The sequence below is a fragment of the Taibaiella lutea genome (genome assembly GCF_008629695.1).
In the GTDB taxonomy this organism is placed as follows: domain Bacteria; phylum Bacteroidota; class Bacteroidia; order Chitinophagales; family Chitinophagaceae; genus Taibaiella; species Taibaiella lutea.
This window is the reverse complement of record NZ_VWSH01000002.1, coordinates 412,551-430,161: the sequence shown is the minus strand read 5'-3', so window position 1 is coordinate 430,161 and position 17,611 is coordinate 412,551. Positions and strand designations below refer to the sequence as shown.

Annotated in this window: 12 protein-coding genes; 6 read left to right on the top strand and 6 right to left on the bottom strand. The window is 41.1% G+C overall.

The features are described 5' to 3' along the window. Positions 1-37: 37 nt before the first annotated feature. Entirely contained in the window at positions 38-2,089 is a 2,052-nt protein-coding gene (locus tag F0919_RS08925) for a T9SS type A sorting domain-containing protein (RefSeq protein ID WP_150032403.1), read from the bottom strand. A gap of 195 nt (positions 2,090-2,284) precedes the next feature. Between F0919_RS08925 and F0919_RS08920 the strand changes: the two genes are divergently transcribed. Next, positions 2,285-3,565 (top strand): serine hydroxymethyltransferase, encoded by a 1,281-nt coding sequence (locus F0919_RS08920; protein WP_150032402.1) that lies wholly within the window; start codon positions 2,285-2,287, stop codon positions 3,563-3,565. Between the two features lie 263 nt (positions 3,566-3,828). On the opposite strand, the gene F0919_RS08915 is transcribed toward F0919_RS08920, so the two are convergent. The 5 genes from F0919_RS08915 to F0919_RS18600 all read right to left on the bottom strand — a co-directional run bounded on the left by F0919_RS08915 (position 3,829) and on the right by F0919_RS18600 (position 12,541). Next, positions 3,829-5,148 (bottom strand): PQQ-dependent sugar dehydrogenase, encoded by a 1,320-nt coding sequence (locus tag F0919_RS08915; protein WP_150032401.1) that lies wholly within the window; start codon positions 5,146-5,148, stop codon positions 3,829-3,831. Positions 5,149-5,397: 249 nt separating this feature from the next. Next, positions 5,398-5,769 (bottom strand): hypothetical protein, encoded by a 372-nt coding sequence (locus F0919_RS08910; protein ID WP_216629405.1) that lies wholly within the window; start codon positions 5,767-5,769, stop codon positions 5,398-5,400. Positions 5,770-5,781: 12 nt separating this feature from the next. Beyond that, positions 5,782-7,704: a cytochrome-c peroxidase gene (locus tag F0919_RS08905; protein ID WP_150032400.1), complete on the bottom strand. Its 1,923-nt coding sequence runs from the start codon at positions 7,702-7,704 to the stop codon at positions 5,782-5,784. 445 nt (positions 7,705-8,149) lie between these two features. Then, positions 8,150-11,554, bottom strand: coding sequence for an esterase-like activity of phytase family protein (locus F0919_RS08900; RefSeq protein ID WP_150032399.1), 3,405 nt, complete (start codon positions 11,552-11,554; stop codon positions 8,150-8,152). Between the two features lie 324 nt (positions 11,555-11,878). Next, complete coding sequence (locus tag F0919_RS18600) at positions 11,879-12,541, bottom strand: hypothetical protein (protein WP_235903480.1); 663 nt, start codon at positions 12,539-12,541, stop codon at positions 11,879-11,881. A 122-nt stretch (positions 12,542-12,663) separates the two neighbouring features. On the opposite strand from F0919_RS18600, the gene F0919_RS08890 reads away from it, so the two are divergent. The 5 genes from F0919_RS08890 to F0919_RS08870 all read left to right on the top strand — a co-directional run bounded on the left by F0919_RS08890 (position 12,664) and on the right by F0919_RS08870 (position 17,413). Next, on the top strand, positions 12,664-13,365 hold the full coding sequence (locus F0919_RS08890; protein WP_150032398.1) for a hypothetical protein: 702 nt from the start codon (positions 12,664-12,666) through the stop codon (positions 13,363-13,365). Between the two features lie 80 nt (positions 13,366-13,445). After that, positions 13,446-14,204, top strand: a complete 759-nt coding sequence (locus F0919_RS08885) for an MBL fold metallo-hydrolase (protein ID WP_216629404.1) — start codon at positions 13,446-13,448, stop codon at positions 14,202-14,204. 139 nt (positions 14,205-14,343) lie between these two features. After that, the gene (locus F0919_RS08880; protein ID WP_150032397.1) at positions 14,344-15,762 is read left to right on the top strand and encodes an ankyrin repeat domain-containing protein; all 1,419 of its coding nucleotides are present in this window, start codon (positions 14,344-14,346) and stop codon (positions 15,760-15,762) included. Positions 15,763-15,830: 68 nt separating this feature from the next. Continuing rightward, a complete protein-coding gene (locus F0919_RS08875) occupies positions 15,831-16,931 on the top strand; it encodes a hypothetical protein (protein ID WP_150032396.1) in 1,101 nt (366 codons plus the stop codon). 11 nt (positions 16,932-16,942) lie between these two features. After that, entirely contained in the window at positions 16,943-17,413 is a 471-nt protein-coding gene (locus F0919_RS08870; RefSeq protein ID WP_150032395.1) for a hypothetical protein, read from the top strand. Positions 17,414-17,611 lie beyond the last annotated feature (198 nt).

Genomic DNA, 17,611 nt, shown 5'->3' with positions numbered 1-17,611 from the left:
TTGAGGTTAGGTGTTTAATGCTATCCTGAACAAAAAACTATTGCTTCATCATTTTCAAAACATTATAACTGTCCCCAATCTTCACCTTGACTGTATATACGCCTGGTATTAAAGAAGAGAGATCAAAAGGTATCTCAGATGAGCATTTAAATTCAGCTTGATAAACCGTATTTCCGATAACGTTTATTACCTGAACAGACCCCTTATTATTCAGTTGATGCCATTGATTAAGCTTTATGATAAAATGCCCTGTATTAGGATTTGGGAAAAGAGTCAAGCTCTTACTGTTATCTGATTCATGAATACCGGTAGCCCCGTGAGGATTTACATTAATTGTATTACTGGTGTACACACATCCGCAACTATCAGTTATCACAACGTAATAAGTTCCTGAATCATGCAATTGAAAAACGGGGCCATTGGGATTGTTTTGCTCTGTGCTATTTTTATACCATTTATAAGTCATAAAACCGGAATCAACACGCAACATAGAATCACTTGCCTGAATGGTTATATTCCTTTGAACACAAACAAATGTATCTTCAAATTTAGCTAACAAGCCTGCCATAAGTCCGGGTAATTTTGTGGTCATCGGTGCATTTGATGTTGCTTTTCCATCTATGCGCGTGCTGACTGAAACATAAAACGTTTTCCCCTCTCCTACTGCCAATGTAACACCTCCTGCATTGGCATCTGTATAGCTGCCCCACAGCCTTTGCCCTTGTGCATTAAACTTGGCTATAAAACCATAACTTGTATCAACAGGATTATAAGAACAATTGGTTTTGATATTGTCCGTACTTGTTGTTGCGGATGATAAAAATATTTCACCAACCTCATTAAAATCAAGTGATACCCTTGGCCAATCCATGTTGGCATTAAAATCATTTTCAGGCACAAGCGTTTCAAAGCCGTCTCCTCCGTAATAAGTGCCCCAATCTAACTGACCCTGATTAGTGAATTTTGCAAGAAACAAATCTCCCTTTCCACTATTAAAAGACTTAAAACTATTGGGAGTTGCTATACCAAAAGTATCGTAAGTGTAACCTGCAATATAAAACGCATCCTCATCTTTATCGCACAAAATTTTCATTGGATGGTTATTAGAGACAAAGGTTGTAGTATCGCAATAATAAGTACCCCAAATACGTTGCCCATTGCCGGTAAACCGGGCGATGAAGTTCTTAGGTTGAACACAATTTGCAGGACCTGAAAATGTCTGGTGGGTGCCCGGTGTGGCTATCTGATCAGAGCTTGAAGTGGTACCGCCTAATATAACATCATTGTTTGGCAAAATACCGATACATAGTCCGGCATCACTTGAAGTACCACCATAATAAGTCCCCCAGATACGCTGCCCGTTGGTATTAAATTTCACTAAATAAGCATCAGCAGTCTGATACGTCTGACAAAGACCATTGGTGCGGTCAGGTTTAAATGTATTGGCGGTAGCAATGCCTGTGTCTCTGGTAGAACTTCCGGATACATATAAATCGCCATTTCCGTCGCATGCAATAGCAAATATTAAATCAGGAAAGTAACTACTCCATTGTAATTGTCCGTTATTATTCAACTTGGCAATGTAGCTTGTTATAGGTGCGGCACCGGCAGGAAAATCGGGAAGAAAACTATTTGCTGTTGCAATACCGGAACTATCGGTTGTGTAACCGGTAAGAAATATATTGTCGCTATTATCCATTGCTATCTGCGGCTTAATATTCAGATGGCTGTACTTAAAAATATCATTGATATAAGGGGAAGTACCGCCAAAATATGTGCCCCATATTAAGTGTCCCGAAGTATCATACTTAGCTACAAATGCTTCATTATAATCAGCCTTATTAAACGATGGCCGGAAAGTACCGGCAGTAGCAATATGAATTGTATCCAGTGTTGTTCCGGCAATATAAATATATCCTTTATGATAAATGGTCTGTGAAATATTGGTACCTGACGGTGGCCAGCTGACTGCATTATTGCTGAATCCCTGGCCAACATAACTGGCCCATATTCTGCTTGGCTGGGCTGCAATACTGCCTGCAAAACTCAAAAAAAACAGAAAGAAAAGAACAAACAGGTTTTGCTTCATGGTATGATATATTGGTAAGGTTCAGAGGTTTATTCTGCTTACAAATATAACCGAAACAGTAAAACATTTTATATTTAAAATAGCTTCAATTAAGAAACACAGGCTTTGCAAATTAACGAAACAGTATAACTATTCCGTAAACTCTAATTTGCATTTCCCTTCTTTCTAATCTATTTTTGCAACCAAATTCAAATCATGCAAAAAGATACTGAAATATTTGGCCTCATTAGTGAGGAACTGGATCGTCAACGCCGCGGCCTTGAATTGATTGCTTCTGAAAACCTTACAAGTTTGCAGGTAATGCAGGCTATGGGAAATGTAATGACGAATAAATATGCCGAAGGTTATCCCGGCAAACGTTATTACGGTGGTTGTGAAGTGGTGGATAAAAGCGAGCAGCTGGCTATTGACCGAGCCAAACAGATTTTCAATGTTGAATATGTAAACGTGCAACCGCATAGCGGTGCGCAAGCCAATACAGCAGTACAATTCGCGGTATTGCAGCATGGCGATGTCATACTTGGCCTGGATTTGAGCATGGGAGGCCACTTAACGCATGGTTCTCCGGTAACCTTCTCCGGCAAGATGTATCAGGCCCATCATTATGGCGTTAAGAAAGAAGATGGACGTGTGGATTATGACGCTCTGGAAGCTAAAGCTCTGGAGGTAAAACCTAAATTGATTATCTGTGGCGCTTCCGCTTACAGCCGTGATTGGGATTATGCACGCATCCGCGCTGTTGCTGATAAAATTGGCGCTTTAGTATTGGCTGATATCGCACATCCTGCGGGTTTGATTGCTGCAGGCTTGCTGAACGACCCTTTCGAGCATTGCCAATTCGTAACTTCTACCACACACAAAACTTTACGTGGCCCACGTGGCGGTATTATTATGATGCGTAAGGATTTTGAAAATCCATGGGGCATAAAAGATCCAAAAGGCAACGTAAGAATGATGAGTTCTTTGCTGGATTTATCTGTATTCCCGGGCTTACAGGGCGGTCCGTTGGAACACGTGATTGCTGCCAAAGCGGTTTCGTTCTTCGAAATATTGCAGGATGAATACAAAGCTTATGCACGTCAGATGCAAAGCAATGCGCAGGCAATGTCAAATGCATTTTTAGAAAAAGGTTACGATATTATTTCCGGAGGAACGGACAATCACTTGTTGTTGATTGACCTTCGCAATAAAAATATTTCAGGTAAGAAAGCAGAAAATACTTTGGTGAAAGCCGATATTACATTAAATAAAAACATGGTTCCGTTTGATGACAAGTCTCCTTTTGTAACTTCCGGTATCCGTGTTGGTGTTCCGGCAATTACAACCCGTGGTTTGAAGGAAAATGACATGAAACTTATTGTTAACTGGCTGGATAAGACGTTGATGAATCCTGATGACGAAACGGTTATTGCTGCTGTGAAAGGAGAAGTGAATGAGTTTATGAGAGGATTCAGTTTGTATCCGGAAATGGGATAATTCCTGCCGTTAAATTCTTTTATATAAATAAATAGAGCCGTTGCGATTGCAACGGCTCTATTTATTTATATATGTCCCGTCATCTCGACCGGAGTAAAAATCAGGCAGCGGCAGCGATTGATTTTTATGGAGTGGAGAGATCTCCCAGGCGTTGAGTTAACTCAGCCCTTGGGAGATCTCTCCACTACGTGTTTTTATTCCGCTATCGCTGTATAAAAGCACTTCGGTCGAGATGACGGGATAGTTTGAAAATTGAATATCTGTTATTTAGTCTTAACAGCGCGTACACACCAGATAGTATTCCCTGCATCATCTGCTACAAGCATGAAACCTTTTGGTGTAATCGCAACACCTACGGGCCTTCCGTAAACCTCATCCTTACTCGCATCTTTTCTGAATCCTGTAAGAAAATCCAGAGGTTTACCTGTTGGCTTACCATTAGCGAAGGGAACAAAAACTACTTTATAGCCAACTAATTCGGATCTGTTCCAGGAGCCATGCTGCCCGATAAAAGCGCCACCTGTAAAAGGTTTCGGCAAAAGCATTTTCGTATCAAACGCAAGCCCGAGAGAAGCAGTATGCGAGCCGAGGTCCACATCCGGCACAATAGCTTTCCGGACAAATTCCTGACCTGCGCCTTTCATCCTCGGATCTGGGTGCTGCCCCCAGTAAGAATAAGGCCAGCCATAGAATCCGTCCCTTTTCACGCTTGTCAGATAATCAGGAACGAGATTATCGCCCAATTCATCTCTTTCATTTACTGCCGTCCATAATGTCTGTGTACCTGTTGCCCAGGCCAGGCCTACAGGATTACGCAAACCGGAAGCATAAACAACTTCACCTGAACCGTCAGGATTTACTTCCAGTATATTGGCGCGCCTTACTTCATTAGCAATACCGTGTTCGGCAACATTGCTGCCCGAGCCAACTGTAATGTAAATTTTTGACTGGTCCTTATTGGTGATAATATTCCGTGTCCAGTGATTGTTATAGCCACCTGCGGGTAATGAAACTATCTTCTTGCCTGCCTCCGTCATTTTAGTAATGCCGGCTTTGTAAGGATAAACCCACAAGCCGTCGGTATTGGCAACATAAAAGGAATTGCCGATTACCAACATTCCGAAGGGCTGATTAAGGTTACTCAGGAAAACAGCGGAAAAATCCGCAACCCCGTCATTATTGGTATCACGCAACAAAACAATATCATTGCCGCTTGGCTGGTCATTTTCATTTAAAGAAGAAGCCTGGCCAATAACCTTTGCAACTACTTTCTTTACGCCTTTTCTCTGTGTACGCGCTTCCGATATAAATATGTCGCCGTTGGGCGCAACATAAATCCATCGGGGACTATTAAGTCCGGATGCGAAGGGAGTAACGGTAAATCCTGCCGGAGCTTTGGGCGTCAGACCTTCCGGCCATCCGAGTACTTTTGAAAAGTTGACGGAAGACTTGGTGTCATAAGGCTTTGGTAAATCAGTTACGCCTGTCGATGTTTTTACACTGCTGTCCTGGCCGGAGGATTTATTACCCGAACAGGATGCTAATAATACCGTGGAAGCTATAGATAAGAACAGATATTTCATAAAACAAATAATGAGGATTGAGCAAACACAGCATTATAAACAATTTTATTACAAAGAAGTTGAGCGCAATAATTCTACAAACGTAAAGGGCGCAATTATTGCGCCCTTTTATTATGGTGTAATACTATTACTTAATTCAAAATAGTCCAAAATCACACAAGAAGGATGATAAGGAGATGCCGGAAAGAAGAATAGATATCTTGCTATGAAATATTGGGTTAGTGTAAAAGGGAATAGTATAAGTAAGTTCTAATGATTCTTCTTCTTATAGGTCAGATAAGTTGTTATCAGCGCCAATTCTTCGGCAGAAACGTTTTCTTCGGAAACATTCATTTCATGTTTCTGATTGGCGACGCGAATGGAATAAGCCCCTAATTGCTCGATAGTAAAATCAGGTATGATTGTCTTGCCATTTACTTTGGTGTTATGGCATTTACCGCAACTGATATCATATAAAATCCGGCCCTTTTCGCAAAGCACCATAAACTGGTTACGGACAGGCTGCGCCATGGCATCAGGGAATTCATACAGCTCTGCTGTCTTGTCTTTCTTATCTGTTGCAAAAACCTGAAGGCTGTAAATGCCCGATAATAAAATAAAAATTGTAACGATTAATTTCATGCTTTTAATGTTTTAATAAATACCACCGACTTTACGATTGTTCAATAGAGGATTGCTTGATTTCGGTAAAGACTTTGGTGGTAATTCAGGCCTTAGCGGCTCGTTCAATGTTTTGATAAATGCTATTAATTTCGTTTTCTCCATCACTGTCAGCTTTAAGGAATCGCTTGACAATGTCTGGTTCGGCACGTTAAGGCCTTTACCGGCACCACCGCCGTTGTTATAGAAATCAATGACCTGATTCAGATTCTTAAACACGCCATTATGCATATAAGGCGCTGTCATTGCGGCATTACGTATGGTTCCGGTCCGGAAAGCATTTTTGGTTTCATCAGCCTGGAATACAACATAACGGCCATTATCAGGGCTTAACTTTTTGAAGTTAGTATCTGCCGGTACCCCCAATACTTCAAATTCGGAACCGACATAAGGCGGCTTTACACCATTGAACATGGGTACAAAATGACAAGTGCCGCATTGCGCTTTGCTCATAAAAAGATTGAATCCTTCTGTTTCGCTGGCGCTTAAGCTGCTCTTATTGTTCATCGCATTGTCAAACGGAGACTGGGTTTGGCTGAATTTAGAATAATAATAGGTGATAGCGGAAGCAATATGTTCGATAGTGATTTCTTTTTCCTGCGGCGTAAGCTTCAATAACGCTGTAAATACTTTTTTATATTCCTTGCAGCTTAATACTTTTTGCAATACCTCGTTTTCATCGCTGCCCATTTCAACTTTATTGGTTATTACATCATGCACCTGGTTCTGAAGGCTTGTATGCTTGCCATCCAGCATAAGCAGGTGGTTATATCCTGCATTGACCAGTGAGGGGGTATTACGGGGCAATGCCTCTGTATTATTAAATTGCAGGTTGCTGCTGCCAAGTGTATCGGCAAAATATTGTTCGGGCTTATGACAGGAAGCACAGCTTCTGCGGTTATTACCCGAAAGAATAGGATCAAAAAACAACAGGTGCCCTACCCTGTCTATCTCTGCAAGAGTAGCAGAATCTTTTACTCTCAGGAAAATGCCTTTGGCATTCTGTCCGTTGTAAAGTGATTTACTGAAGATAGAGGTTACGTTCTTATTCAGGGAGTAATCGACCATGCTTTTGGAGAAGACATGGTATTGCTGAATGTATTGCTGGTTCAATGTAAACAAGGGGTTTACAAATTCACGGATAAAGTCATAATGATTGAATTTATTCATGTCATTGTTCTGAGCATCAACGAAGGTTAATGCTTTCTCATAAAGAGCAAGATATTCATCAGGCAAGGCTTTATCAGGAAAGCTTAGGTTGTAAATGCTGTAAATGTTTTTCACTTCATGCATCATCAATCGTAACTCCGGTACTACCTGCGCAGGATCGGGACATTCAAAGCCGGTGGTGTAAATGGCAGCAAGGTTAAGCAGGTATAACCTGTTACACAAAAAGAAATGGTCGGGTGTTTTTAAATGGCTTACAACGGTATCTGCTTTGTAAACATCCATGACATTCAAAGATGTCTGTATAAGATGGAGTAATGTGTCTTTGTTTATGTCTGATTCATCCAGATAAAGCGAGGCTAATGTAAGACCTGCCCCATCACGTCTGTAAGGTTTTTCAAATTTTTCGAATACTTCGGTTTCCCATTCAACAGGTAGCGGGCCATTGATGCTTTTGTAGGAAACAGGTTCTAAATAGCGCAACCAGAAATCAATACCTTTCATCTTGTTGCGGCATAGCTGAATCCGGCCTTTTATATGTGCTATGCCATCCGGTGTCAATTCGCTTTGCTGTATAAGCTGCAGCAGATCGGATTGTTCTGTCTTCAGGTCATTGAGCTTATTGAAGTATTCCGCTTCATAAGGTGTTTTGTCATTTATACTGTTGAATGATAACAATGCAAATGCAAGACTGAAAATAATGGATATAATTGTAATTTTTCTCTTCACCGTTCTGACGTTTAATTGTACTGTTTAAATTTTATTATCTGAGTTCTCTTCACTCACTCGCCCTATCGTGCGATGCCGTTTTATTTCGTCATATCGAGCGAAGCTGTTTTATGAAGCGAAAGCGTAATAAAACTGCGTAGTCGAGATATCTCCTGAACGATGGGTTTAACTCGGCCCTTGGTAAAAAAAACTCCTTCCTATTCACCCAATAAATACTGAAGGATGAGCTAAACTAAGCCCTTGGGAGATCTCTCCGCTTCGTAAAATCATTTGCTGTCGCTGCATGATTTTACTCCGGTTGAGATGACGGTGTTTTTAATAACTATTATGAAAAGAACATTTTGCTCATCCTGATTTTATTGTAAAGTCCTATAAGGTTAAAGAACCTTATAGGACAATTACTTTCATTTCAATGGGATGGGCACTATTATCTTTTGCCGGAAGATTAATGTCTTACAGCCAATTTCACTTTTACAGTCTGGTTAGCAGATGCTACCTGTACGAAGTAGATACCACTGTTCAACGACTTAGTGCTGATAGTCATTTTTTGCTCGCCTGCACTGAATTGTTTAATTACCGGTTGCATTACTTCTCTGCCGTTCATGTCAAATACGCTTACAACAACTTGTTGTGCATCGCTTAACAACATTGCAATAGTAGCTTCGTCACCTGTAGGATTCGGATACAATTTGATATCAGCAACATTTCCTTTTACGTCTTCAACACCTGTTGGAGGAGGAGGAGGCGTTACACCTGTACCTTTCATTCCGAAAACATAGCTTCCGTTGTTAAGGTCATTGCTCATAATTTTCAATGAAGCATTGTAAGTTGTTGCTGCTGCTGCTGTAAATTTAACGTCCACGTTTTGTGTGGCATTTGCTGCTACAGTCATCGGGAAAACAGGCGCTGTAACAAAAGTAAATGCACTTGCATTGGCTCCTGTAATATTCATGCCGTTAATCAACAATGGGCCGGGACCATCATTTTTAATAACAAATGTTTTGTTTACAGAGGTTGCAGTATTGATAGAACCGAAATCAGTGTTATCTGTTATTGCAGGTGTTGCATCTCCGTTCTGGATAGTAACGTTGTTACCCTGAACAAGCATGTTAGGATTGCTTAAAGCAGATGAAGGATTATTGAAAGCCAATAACTGACCACCTTCTACCTGATCGCCTGCAACGGTATAGTGTGCCTGACAAACAGTTAAGAATTTACCGCTACCTAAAATGTGTTGTACATCCAGGATACCTGATGCTTCTTCATCTATTGTAAGGAAGTTAGCAGAACCGGTTAAGAAACGGGTAGAATCGTGAACACCTATCTGAGTCATTGCATCAGTTGCAATAGTGTACTGCCATATTTTACCTAAATGTGCATTACCACCAACGTCTTCTACCAGCAAGATATGACCTGAGTTGTCGATAGTAAGGTTATCCAGCATTTGCTGACCTTCCGTACCATCCAATACTGCTGTTACAGTACCGCCACCCATAATGCTGTCAAGGTTACTGAAATGCACTTTCCACAAGCGGCTGTTAGCATTGAAAGCATTGGTAGTATTGAAATAGAAATCATTTGGATTGTTTGGATCCCATGCGCCGTCTTCAGGGCGTAAGAAGTTGGTAACACCTGCATTATTGCTCGCTGTGTTTACAGCAGTACCGGTCATGTTCTGAACCAGACCTAAATCAATTGTAGAGAAATGTGTGTTTGCAGCACAAGGCGCAGCATTATCTTCCAGCAACATATTGTCAACAGCAATACTGTACAAATGGCCGCCGTTCAAACCTGCTTTCTCAATTGTATTACCTGTAGTTTGTTTTTCACCTACATAGAAATAAACCTGACCCGGAGTAGCATCATCCATACCAGCAACGATAGTTTTATCGCTCGGACGTGGGTTAGCTACCTGATTTTCCCATGAAGCTTTACCAAAGTAAGGCAATTCGTAATCGATACCGGCTTCAGGGCCTGTAGCGATATGCGCCATTACTCTTCCTTCGTTACCTGTTTCTTCTCCGTCAAGGAAGATACGTTCTGTAGTACCTTTTCCTGTAGCTTCATTGTAGTAAGCAGAAACTGCAGCCAAATCAGCAGAGCAGAAACGTCCGAAACCTGCATTTGCAGAAGGGAAAGCAGCATTGTAAGCTATATAGCTTGATGTAAGCGGATTCCAAAGGTTAACGGTGTTTGTCATGTCCTGACCGCTTAATACGGCAAGGTCAGATTTTCTGATTTTCCATCTTGAAACGAAAGCGCCTTTTGAACCCCATGCGTGTGTAGCACCGGTTGTAGCAGTTCCGAATTCGTGGTTCATCAACAAAGTAAATGTACTGTCGTCGTTGTTATCATAAGCACCTAATCCATCAGGCAAACCTGCCATCATATATCCGTTCACTTTATCGCCTGCAGTTAGAATGGCTGTATAATCAACACCAGGAATAGTAGGTACTAAATATGGAGCCTGGCTGCTTGTAGGACCAGTGATACCTTGTAAAATAGTAGGGCTTGTAGGTACAAAATTGTTTAATTTGTTTGCACCTTGCAAGCGGTAAAGGAAAAGGTGGCTTTTCTTTCCTGTAGCAGTTGCAATACCATCGGCATTTGCAGAAACCTGTCCGTAATCATTATCATTTACAAGTGCAACAGTGCTGTCGTTCAGGATAGCAATACCTTCTGCTTTATCCAATACGGCAGGCCAGCCATTTGCCAATAAATCGATAGCTAATGTTTTAGTTACCGGAACAATACTGTTAGATGCAAGACCTGCAGAGTCAACCAAAGCTTCCAAAGCAAGACCGCCATATAAACCTGAAGTTACCGTAGTAGCGTTGTTGATGTTTATTTTGTAAACACGTTTAATATCGGTCGTTCCTTTTGCCGCAACTTCAATCACCAAAAAGGTGCTGTCATTGATAGCAGCCATATCACCGATTTTCCAGTCGCTCATTTTTACCTGGTTTGCGCCGGTACCTATTACACCGTCGTTCAGGTAAGCCATCATACGTTGGTTACCTGTAGCAGGGTCTATTTCCAGAATACGGTGAACGCGTGTAGCATTACCAACTGTAGCGTTAGGGAACAATAAAGGGCTTTGGATAATGGTGTAAAGCTTACCATTAGGCGCAAGCGCCATTGATTCAAAACCACGGTTGTTTTTTCTGTATTTAAAAACGGTATCTATTGCAACATCCTGTGGTTGGGCACCTGGAAGGTTTGCATAAGGTGAATATCTTTTTGTAACGATACCATTCTGATTGATCTTCCAGATAGTAGGGCCGTTCTCTTCACTTACAAAGAAGTTACCGTCTTTATCTACTACCAATCCTTCCGGATCAATACCCCAGATATCTTTAGGAGATGTTTTAGTACTGAAATCAGCACAATTGGTTACGGTGTCTGTAGAAACAACTTCAGCAACAGTACTTCCAAAGCCAACAAGGTTGATTTTTCCGGTTGCACCTGTACCGTCCGGACGTTTCATTGTGATGGTACGGATGATTTGGATTGAATCGCCCTGAATACGGATACGATGAATTTTGGGAGAATAATCAGGGAAAGGGAACATCTTGTCGTAAGTGGGATGACAAGCTGCGGGATTAGCGCTTGCGCAATCCACGTTTACGCCCCTGTCCGAGCATAACCAGAATTCCTTGCCGTTTGTGCCGGCAATGGGAAATAAGGTAGAGAAACCAGCCTCTTTAAAGGTAATACCCTGAAAAGTACCAATGGTTGCAGAATTGTTATTCTGATAATCCTGCAACAGGGTAATTTGTGCAAAAGTGCTGACGGAGGTCATGGAGGCAACAGCAGTGCCTACCAAAATCGCTCGTAAAACTTTATTCATTTTGTGACAATTTTTTGACAAAAGTATCGGGCCAATGTTTCCAAATAAGAAAGGGAACGTTAAGGAATGGTTACGGGAGCATTAAGAATTTTTTTACAAAAAAAGGAACAGATTTAAAAAATTCAGGTGTTTTACATTGAAAAATAATGATTTATATCTACACATATTAAAATGTATAGCATAGATAACTGTCAAATAATTGAATTAACCAAAAAAAATGTGCCGATAGGCCGTTTTGTTAACATTGGGTGCGGCTATCCAAAATAGTTCTGGTTACTACAGAAACCGGATAACGTTCTAAAGGCTTGTGGTAATAGCCCGGAATCAGGAATATTTGAAAGCGTGACGATAACGATTGGAAGCATCGCGAAAGCAGTTGAGAGCAAGGTAAAACCGATCGGAAGCGTGGTAAAACCAGTTGGAAGTATGGTAAAAGTGATTGGGAGCAAGGTAAAACCAGTTGGAAGCGCGGTAAAAGCGATTGGAAGCAAGGTAAAACCAGTCGGAAGCGTGGTAAAACCAGTTGGAAGCGCGGTAAAACCAGTTGGAAGCGCGGTAAAACCAGTTGGGAGCGTGGTAAAACCAGTTGGAAGCGCGGTAAAGCCAGTTGGAAGCGTGGTAAAGCCGGTTGGAAGCATGGTAAAACCAGTTGGAAGCAAGGTAAAACCAGTTGGAAGCATAGTAAAACCGGTTGGAAGCAAGGTAAAACCGATCGGAAGTGTGGTAAAACCAGTCGGAAGCGTGGTAAAGTCGATTGGAAGCGTGGTAAAACCAGTTGGAAGCATGGTAAACCAGTCGGAAGCGTGGTAAAAGAGATTGGAAGCGTGGTAAAAGAGATTGGAAGCGTGGTAAAAGCAGTTGGAAGCATGGTATTGATATCTGTTCAATAAACTGTGTGTGGTGATTGGGAAGGATGCAGTAGCATTGAAAAGAGCGGAGATTACGGTTGAGAAGGATTTCTTGGAGAAGATATTTTAGATAAATCATTCATTTTGGGCCAAATAGAGGGGTTTCCGGATAATTTTTCGGATGGAGGATGAGTTTGGCACGATTTTTGGTATATATCTATTATGAAATAATTTTTTTAAACTATTAAATCCGAAAATCTTATGCGAACAGCAGACGGTAATCAAATCAACATGGCACTGGCAGTGCAAAGAGTAATTGACAAGTATGAGAATCTGTGGAGCAGCCACAATGGTTTCTCGAAACATGTGGGGCTAATGCGGCAATATCTTGACCTGATAAAGCTGCAACAACAAAACACGGAAGACGGTTCGGGAGGTGTGACACTGGACAAAGACCATGCAGCGAATCGTGCTATTGAGATGGGAATAGACCTGGCAGGAAGCGCGTATGTTTATGCCAAGTCGATTGACAGTGAGACGCTTAAAGCACAGTTTTACATTCCCAAAAAGAAATTGACGCATGTACAGGAAATACTGAGTGTAAGCAAGCTTAAGGAATTGCTGAAAAATATGGAAGCCATTGAGTACGATGTGCAAGACTATGTTTCAAGAGAGGAATTAGACGCTTTGGCCAATGCTATTAAAGATTATGAAGGTCAGGTGGCAGGCCCGAGGGCTTTTATTGTGGACAGGGCAAAGAGCAACGAAATTGTGGCTGCTACTGTAGTGGAGCTGAAAAGCAATTTTAAGGATATGGACAAATTGATCTCGAAATTTAAAAAGACGGAATTTGAAAGTGAGTATACACGCGCACGCATCGTAATAGACCACGGTAAAGGCGGGCCGGGTAAAGGAAGTGATGAGGATGCTGAGGATGACGGGCCAGAGGATAAGGAGGGATAGGTTTTTAAAGGATGATGTAAAAGCAATCGGGGTGGTTTGAAGCTCCGGTTGTTTTTCTAAACAACGCAAAATAAAAATACATGACAGCAATACATCATCTAAACTGTGTAAAAATAGTTTCGCCATTTAACGACAATGTTTGCGGGCACTGTTTGTTGATTAATGAAAAAGGACAATTAATATTAATAGATACAGGTATCGGGCTTCAAGATACCATTAACCCAAACGAGAGAATTGGGCAATATCTTATTGATTTGGTAGGTTATAAGTTTGATGAAAATTTAACCGCAATCAGGCAACTTGAAAAGTTAGGGTTTGACTCAAAAAGAGTAACAGACTACATCATATCGCATTTGGACAACGACCATATAGGCGGCCTTCCAGACTTTCCGAATGCAACTGTTCATCTTGGGGCAGAGGAGTTTGAAAATTTCAAGTCAGACAATCCGAGATATTTGAAAACACCACTAAATCACAACCCGATTATCAAAACATATCAAAATACAGATTTTAATTGGTTTGGATTTGAAGCAAGAAAAATACAAGCAGATATTGAAACGGAAATTTATCTTATTCCTCTTTTCGGACACACATTAGGACATTGCGGTGTTTCCTTAAAAGTAAATGACAAATGGCTTTTTTATATAGCAGACGCCTATTACATGAGAATAGAACTTAATGACAAGCAGCATCCTGTAAACGAGTTAGCAAAAATGTCAGCAGATAATAATGAATTGAGATTAGTAACGCTCAATAAAATTAGAAGATTCATAATAATCACCCTGAAATTAAAGTTTACAGTTATCACGACTTTGACGAATTTAACGTTAATTAATTAACACAGATCATTCACATCATACTGAAATTATCCAATCCGTTTTTTGTTGGTGACCATGCCAACAAAGGCGAAATTCAGCGCTTATCTGATATAAATTGAGGTTATTCTAATTTGGCACGATATTTGAGTGTTTAAATCTTATGATATTAAAATTCCGCTTCCGGCAATATACTTATGCATTGCTCAGCATTAGTTTACTAACGCTTTTAATGGTTTCCTGTAATAATAGCACTACAACTGCATATATAACTGCTAATGATACATTCGCAGTAGCTCCGGCCAATAATAGTGCGGTCATACTTGACTCAATACAAAGAGATAAAATTGTTCAGCTCATCAGTGACGGAGACACAACGGGCCTCAGGAAATTACTGGAGGAAGGATTGAATGTCAACAGTCCTATGACAGGATTTTACCGGGGCGGACGCGCCATCAATGACGATGATAATACGAATCAAAGATGGACTATGATGATGATAGCGGCATTTTATGATAAAGTGCCGGTTGCGAAAGTCGTGCTCAAGTATGGTGCAGATTTAAACTACGGGAATGCCGCCGGGCATACTGCATTATATCTTGCGTGTGCCAACAGAAGTGAAGCTATGGCAGGATTTTTGCTGGAACATAAAGCAAATGCAAACATAGGCTGTAAAGATTATGATGGTACAACAACCTTGCAATGGGCACTTAATTATGACTGGGATAACATAGCCCGGAAGTTGCTGGCAAATGGAGCGTCTGTAAACGGCATTTCGAAAAGCACAGGGCGGAATACGTTGCTGGATGCAATTTATAGTGATTCCATTTCAACAGATGTGATTCTTGATATTATTTCCAAAGGTGCGGACATTCACTATACAAATCCGGAAGGTGAGACTGCACTGATGTTTGCGGCTTCCGGGAATTATGCTGAAGTTATAAACGTATTGCTTAATAAGGGTGCAGATGTCCGTGTTATCTCCAAAAATGGAAGCACTGCACTTTCATCTGTTGCCGGAAATGACTCTTGTTCTGTGAAGCTGATGCAGGAATTGCTGGGCCATGGAGCGCAGGTAAATATTGCCAATACCTACGGGCGTTCTGCATTGATAGAAGCGGCAGGCAGCAAATGTATAGAGAAGGTAAAATTTTTAGTTGCACATAATGCCGATATTAATCAAAAGAGCATTGGCTTCGGTGGTGTATCACCGCTTACGGAAGCGGTTTTTAATGTGGATTTTAATATTACCAAATACTTACTTGACAATGGCGCTGATGCAAATATCGAAAAGGATAATGGTAAATCGGTTTTGCTGGAAGCTATCCTGAGTGAAAACAGCATAGATATTGTTGCTTTGCTTATAAGCCGGGGTGCCCGTGTAAACCATGCCGATGCAGACAAGCAAACGCCGCTGTTAAAAGCAATACAGTATAATCTGTACGATATTGCAGTGCTGCTACTGCAAAAAGGAGCAAGGACTGATGTGGCTGATATTTATGGCCGAACCGTTCCCGATATGATTACGGAGACTGTAAAAAGAACCGGAGACAGAAGGTTCTTAAAGCTACTGGATAATTGATTCCGTACCGCGGCGTCTCTCAAAGCAGACGGTGCGAAACGTTCCTGTAAATACCATAAATACAAGCAATGCTTTGCTTCAGTCCTTATACAAATGACATTAAAACACTTGCAATGATTTTAAACGCTTTAAACATAAGAAGTACAGCGGCACTGCTTCCAATACTATTACTGCTCGCTGCCTGCAATGGGAAACAGCAGCAAGGAAAACCGGTTGTAACGGATACAACCGGTTTTGTGCCGGTAAATCTTCAGACGGATACTTTACAATATCTGATGGAAGGAGAAAACGAAGACAATCATTATGGACTCTTTCTTACTAAAACAGCGGATACAGTTGCGATTGTATGGGATAGGCCTTCCGGCCTGCAAAGCAGTGCTATGTTCTATTGCGAATGGGAGGAAAAAGAAATTACTTCCGGCGGAGATAGTGAAGTCAAGTACAAACAGGCTTATATGAAATCCTTTAAGCCTTTAAACATCAAGCCATTTGTCAATCATATAAACCCGGAGCTACGCAGATTGCGTTATTTGTTTTATTCGAACGGAGGATTGGTGGGTTACTTCAATGACGGTACAGTTGTGGGCTGCCCCCGCTGCGACCCTTATCCCGGTAGCGTAGAAAGAATGCTACAGATGCAGCCAATGGGCACTTATGTGGTTTTGGATGACGGTTCCTTGTTGATTGACGGAAGCCGGAAGGAATATCCTGAAGAAAAAAAGGAATGGAACGAGTGGATGATTTTTAACTCGGATGCTGAATGGGAAAATTTCATGAACGATAAAGATGATTTAACATCGGAACAAAACCAACGACATCTGATGCAGTTTCTGAACGGATATATTAAATTGTGCAATCAAAATAAGAACCTGAAAGAAACCATGAATTGGGTATTGGCAAGCACTGATGTTACAGATGGTTTCAAATCGGCCTATCAGCAATTTTACCGGGAAAATCCGGAACCGGATTTTGACCCTGTACTCAGTGCACAGGATTGCCCTGAAAAAATCGAATTACAGTCCATCGGTTTAAGGGATTATTATTTTACATTCACTATATCAGAAAACAAGGAGGATTTGTTGGTAACAAAAGTAAAGCGTGCAGGAGATATATGGCTGGTGGATGGCTGTGGTGTAATCAATATTCCTGAAGAAAAAATAAACCGGTAAAAAACAACACAATGATTGTGAGAAAACCAAATATAGCGATACTGCTTCCGATGCTTTTCCTGTTCGCAGCCTGCAACGACTCAACATCGGACAAGGCCGACACTGTGCAAAACCATCCTGATACTACAAAAAAGATAACAGGCCAATCCGGTAAAAAACCGATTGCAGGCATTTTGGGCGACTTTGTGATAAGCTGCGGTGGCGGCTGTGCTATGACTTACCATGTGAAATCCATCGAAACAATCAGCCCGGCAACCATCAAAGTAATATTTGAAGTGGAGCAATATATAGACGAAGCAGTATCTGAAACCTTTGATGAAGCTTATGTTTTTCATTATGGCAATATCAATACGATAGAGAGGTTGATACCCGGAGGAAAGCATGAAAATATTTCAGAAATACTGATGCCTGATGCACAGCAATCTTTTAAGGATTTTGCCAGCCGTTTAATTGAGGTTGCTGCAACAAAGAAAACAGGATAGCTTTAGTCCGTTCTCTGAGATGCCTTAAATAAAATCGCAATTCTGAAAGACAGCGACCTGCATCTCATTGGAACGAGTGTATAATAATTTAAAAAAAATCAATTCAGGTATACAGCATAGCCTTTACAAGCACGCACCCAGCTGAATTTATTTTAGGCAAACAGGATGGTATTGCAATAAAAAAGGCACAATTATCCT

Coding starts and splice junctions, on each gene's coding strand:
- F0919_RS18600 (WP_235903480.1), bottom strand. CDS start 12,541: ATGATTTATCTAAAATATCTTCTCCAAGAAATCCTTCTCAACCGTAAT.
- F0919_RS08920 (WP_150032402.1), top strand. CDS start 2,285: ATGCAAAAAGATACTGAAATATTTGGCCTCATTAGTGAGGAACTGGAT.
- F0919_RS08875 (WP_150032396.1), top strand. CDS start 15,831: ATGCTTTGCTTCAGTCCTTATACAAATGACATTAAAACACTTGCAATG.
- F0919_RS08870 (WP_150032395.1), top strand. CDS start 16,943: ATGATTGTGAGAAAACCAAATATAGCGATACTGCTTCCGATGCTTTTC.
- F0919_RS08900 (WP_150032399.1), bottom strand. CDS start 11,554: ATGAATAAAGTTTTACGAGCGATTTTGGTAGGCACTGCTGTTGCCTCC.
- F0919_RS08890 (WP_150032398.1), top strand. CDS start 12,664: ATGCGAACAGCAGACGGTAATCAAATCAACATGGCACTGGCAGTGCAA.
- F0919_RS08925 (WP_150032403.1), bottom strand. CDS start 2,089: ATGAAGCAAAACCTGTTTGTTCTTTTCTTTCTGTTTTTTTTGAGTTTT.
- F0919_RS08910 (WP_216629405.1), bottom strand. CDS start 5,769: ATGAAATTAATCGTTACAATTTTTATTTTATTATCGGGCATTTACAGC.
- F0919_RS08880 (WP_150032397.1), top strand. CDS start 14,344: ATGATATTAAAATTCCGCTTCCGGCAATATACTTATGCATTGCTCAGC.
- F0919_RS08915 (WP_150032401.1), bottom strand. CDS start 5,148: ATGAAATATCTGTTCTTATCTATAGCTTCCACGGTATTATTAGCATCC.
- F0919_RS08885 (WP_216629404.1), top strand. CDS start 13,446: ATGACAGCAATACATCATCTAAACTGTGTAAAAATAGTTTCGCCATTT.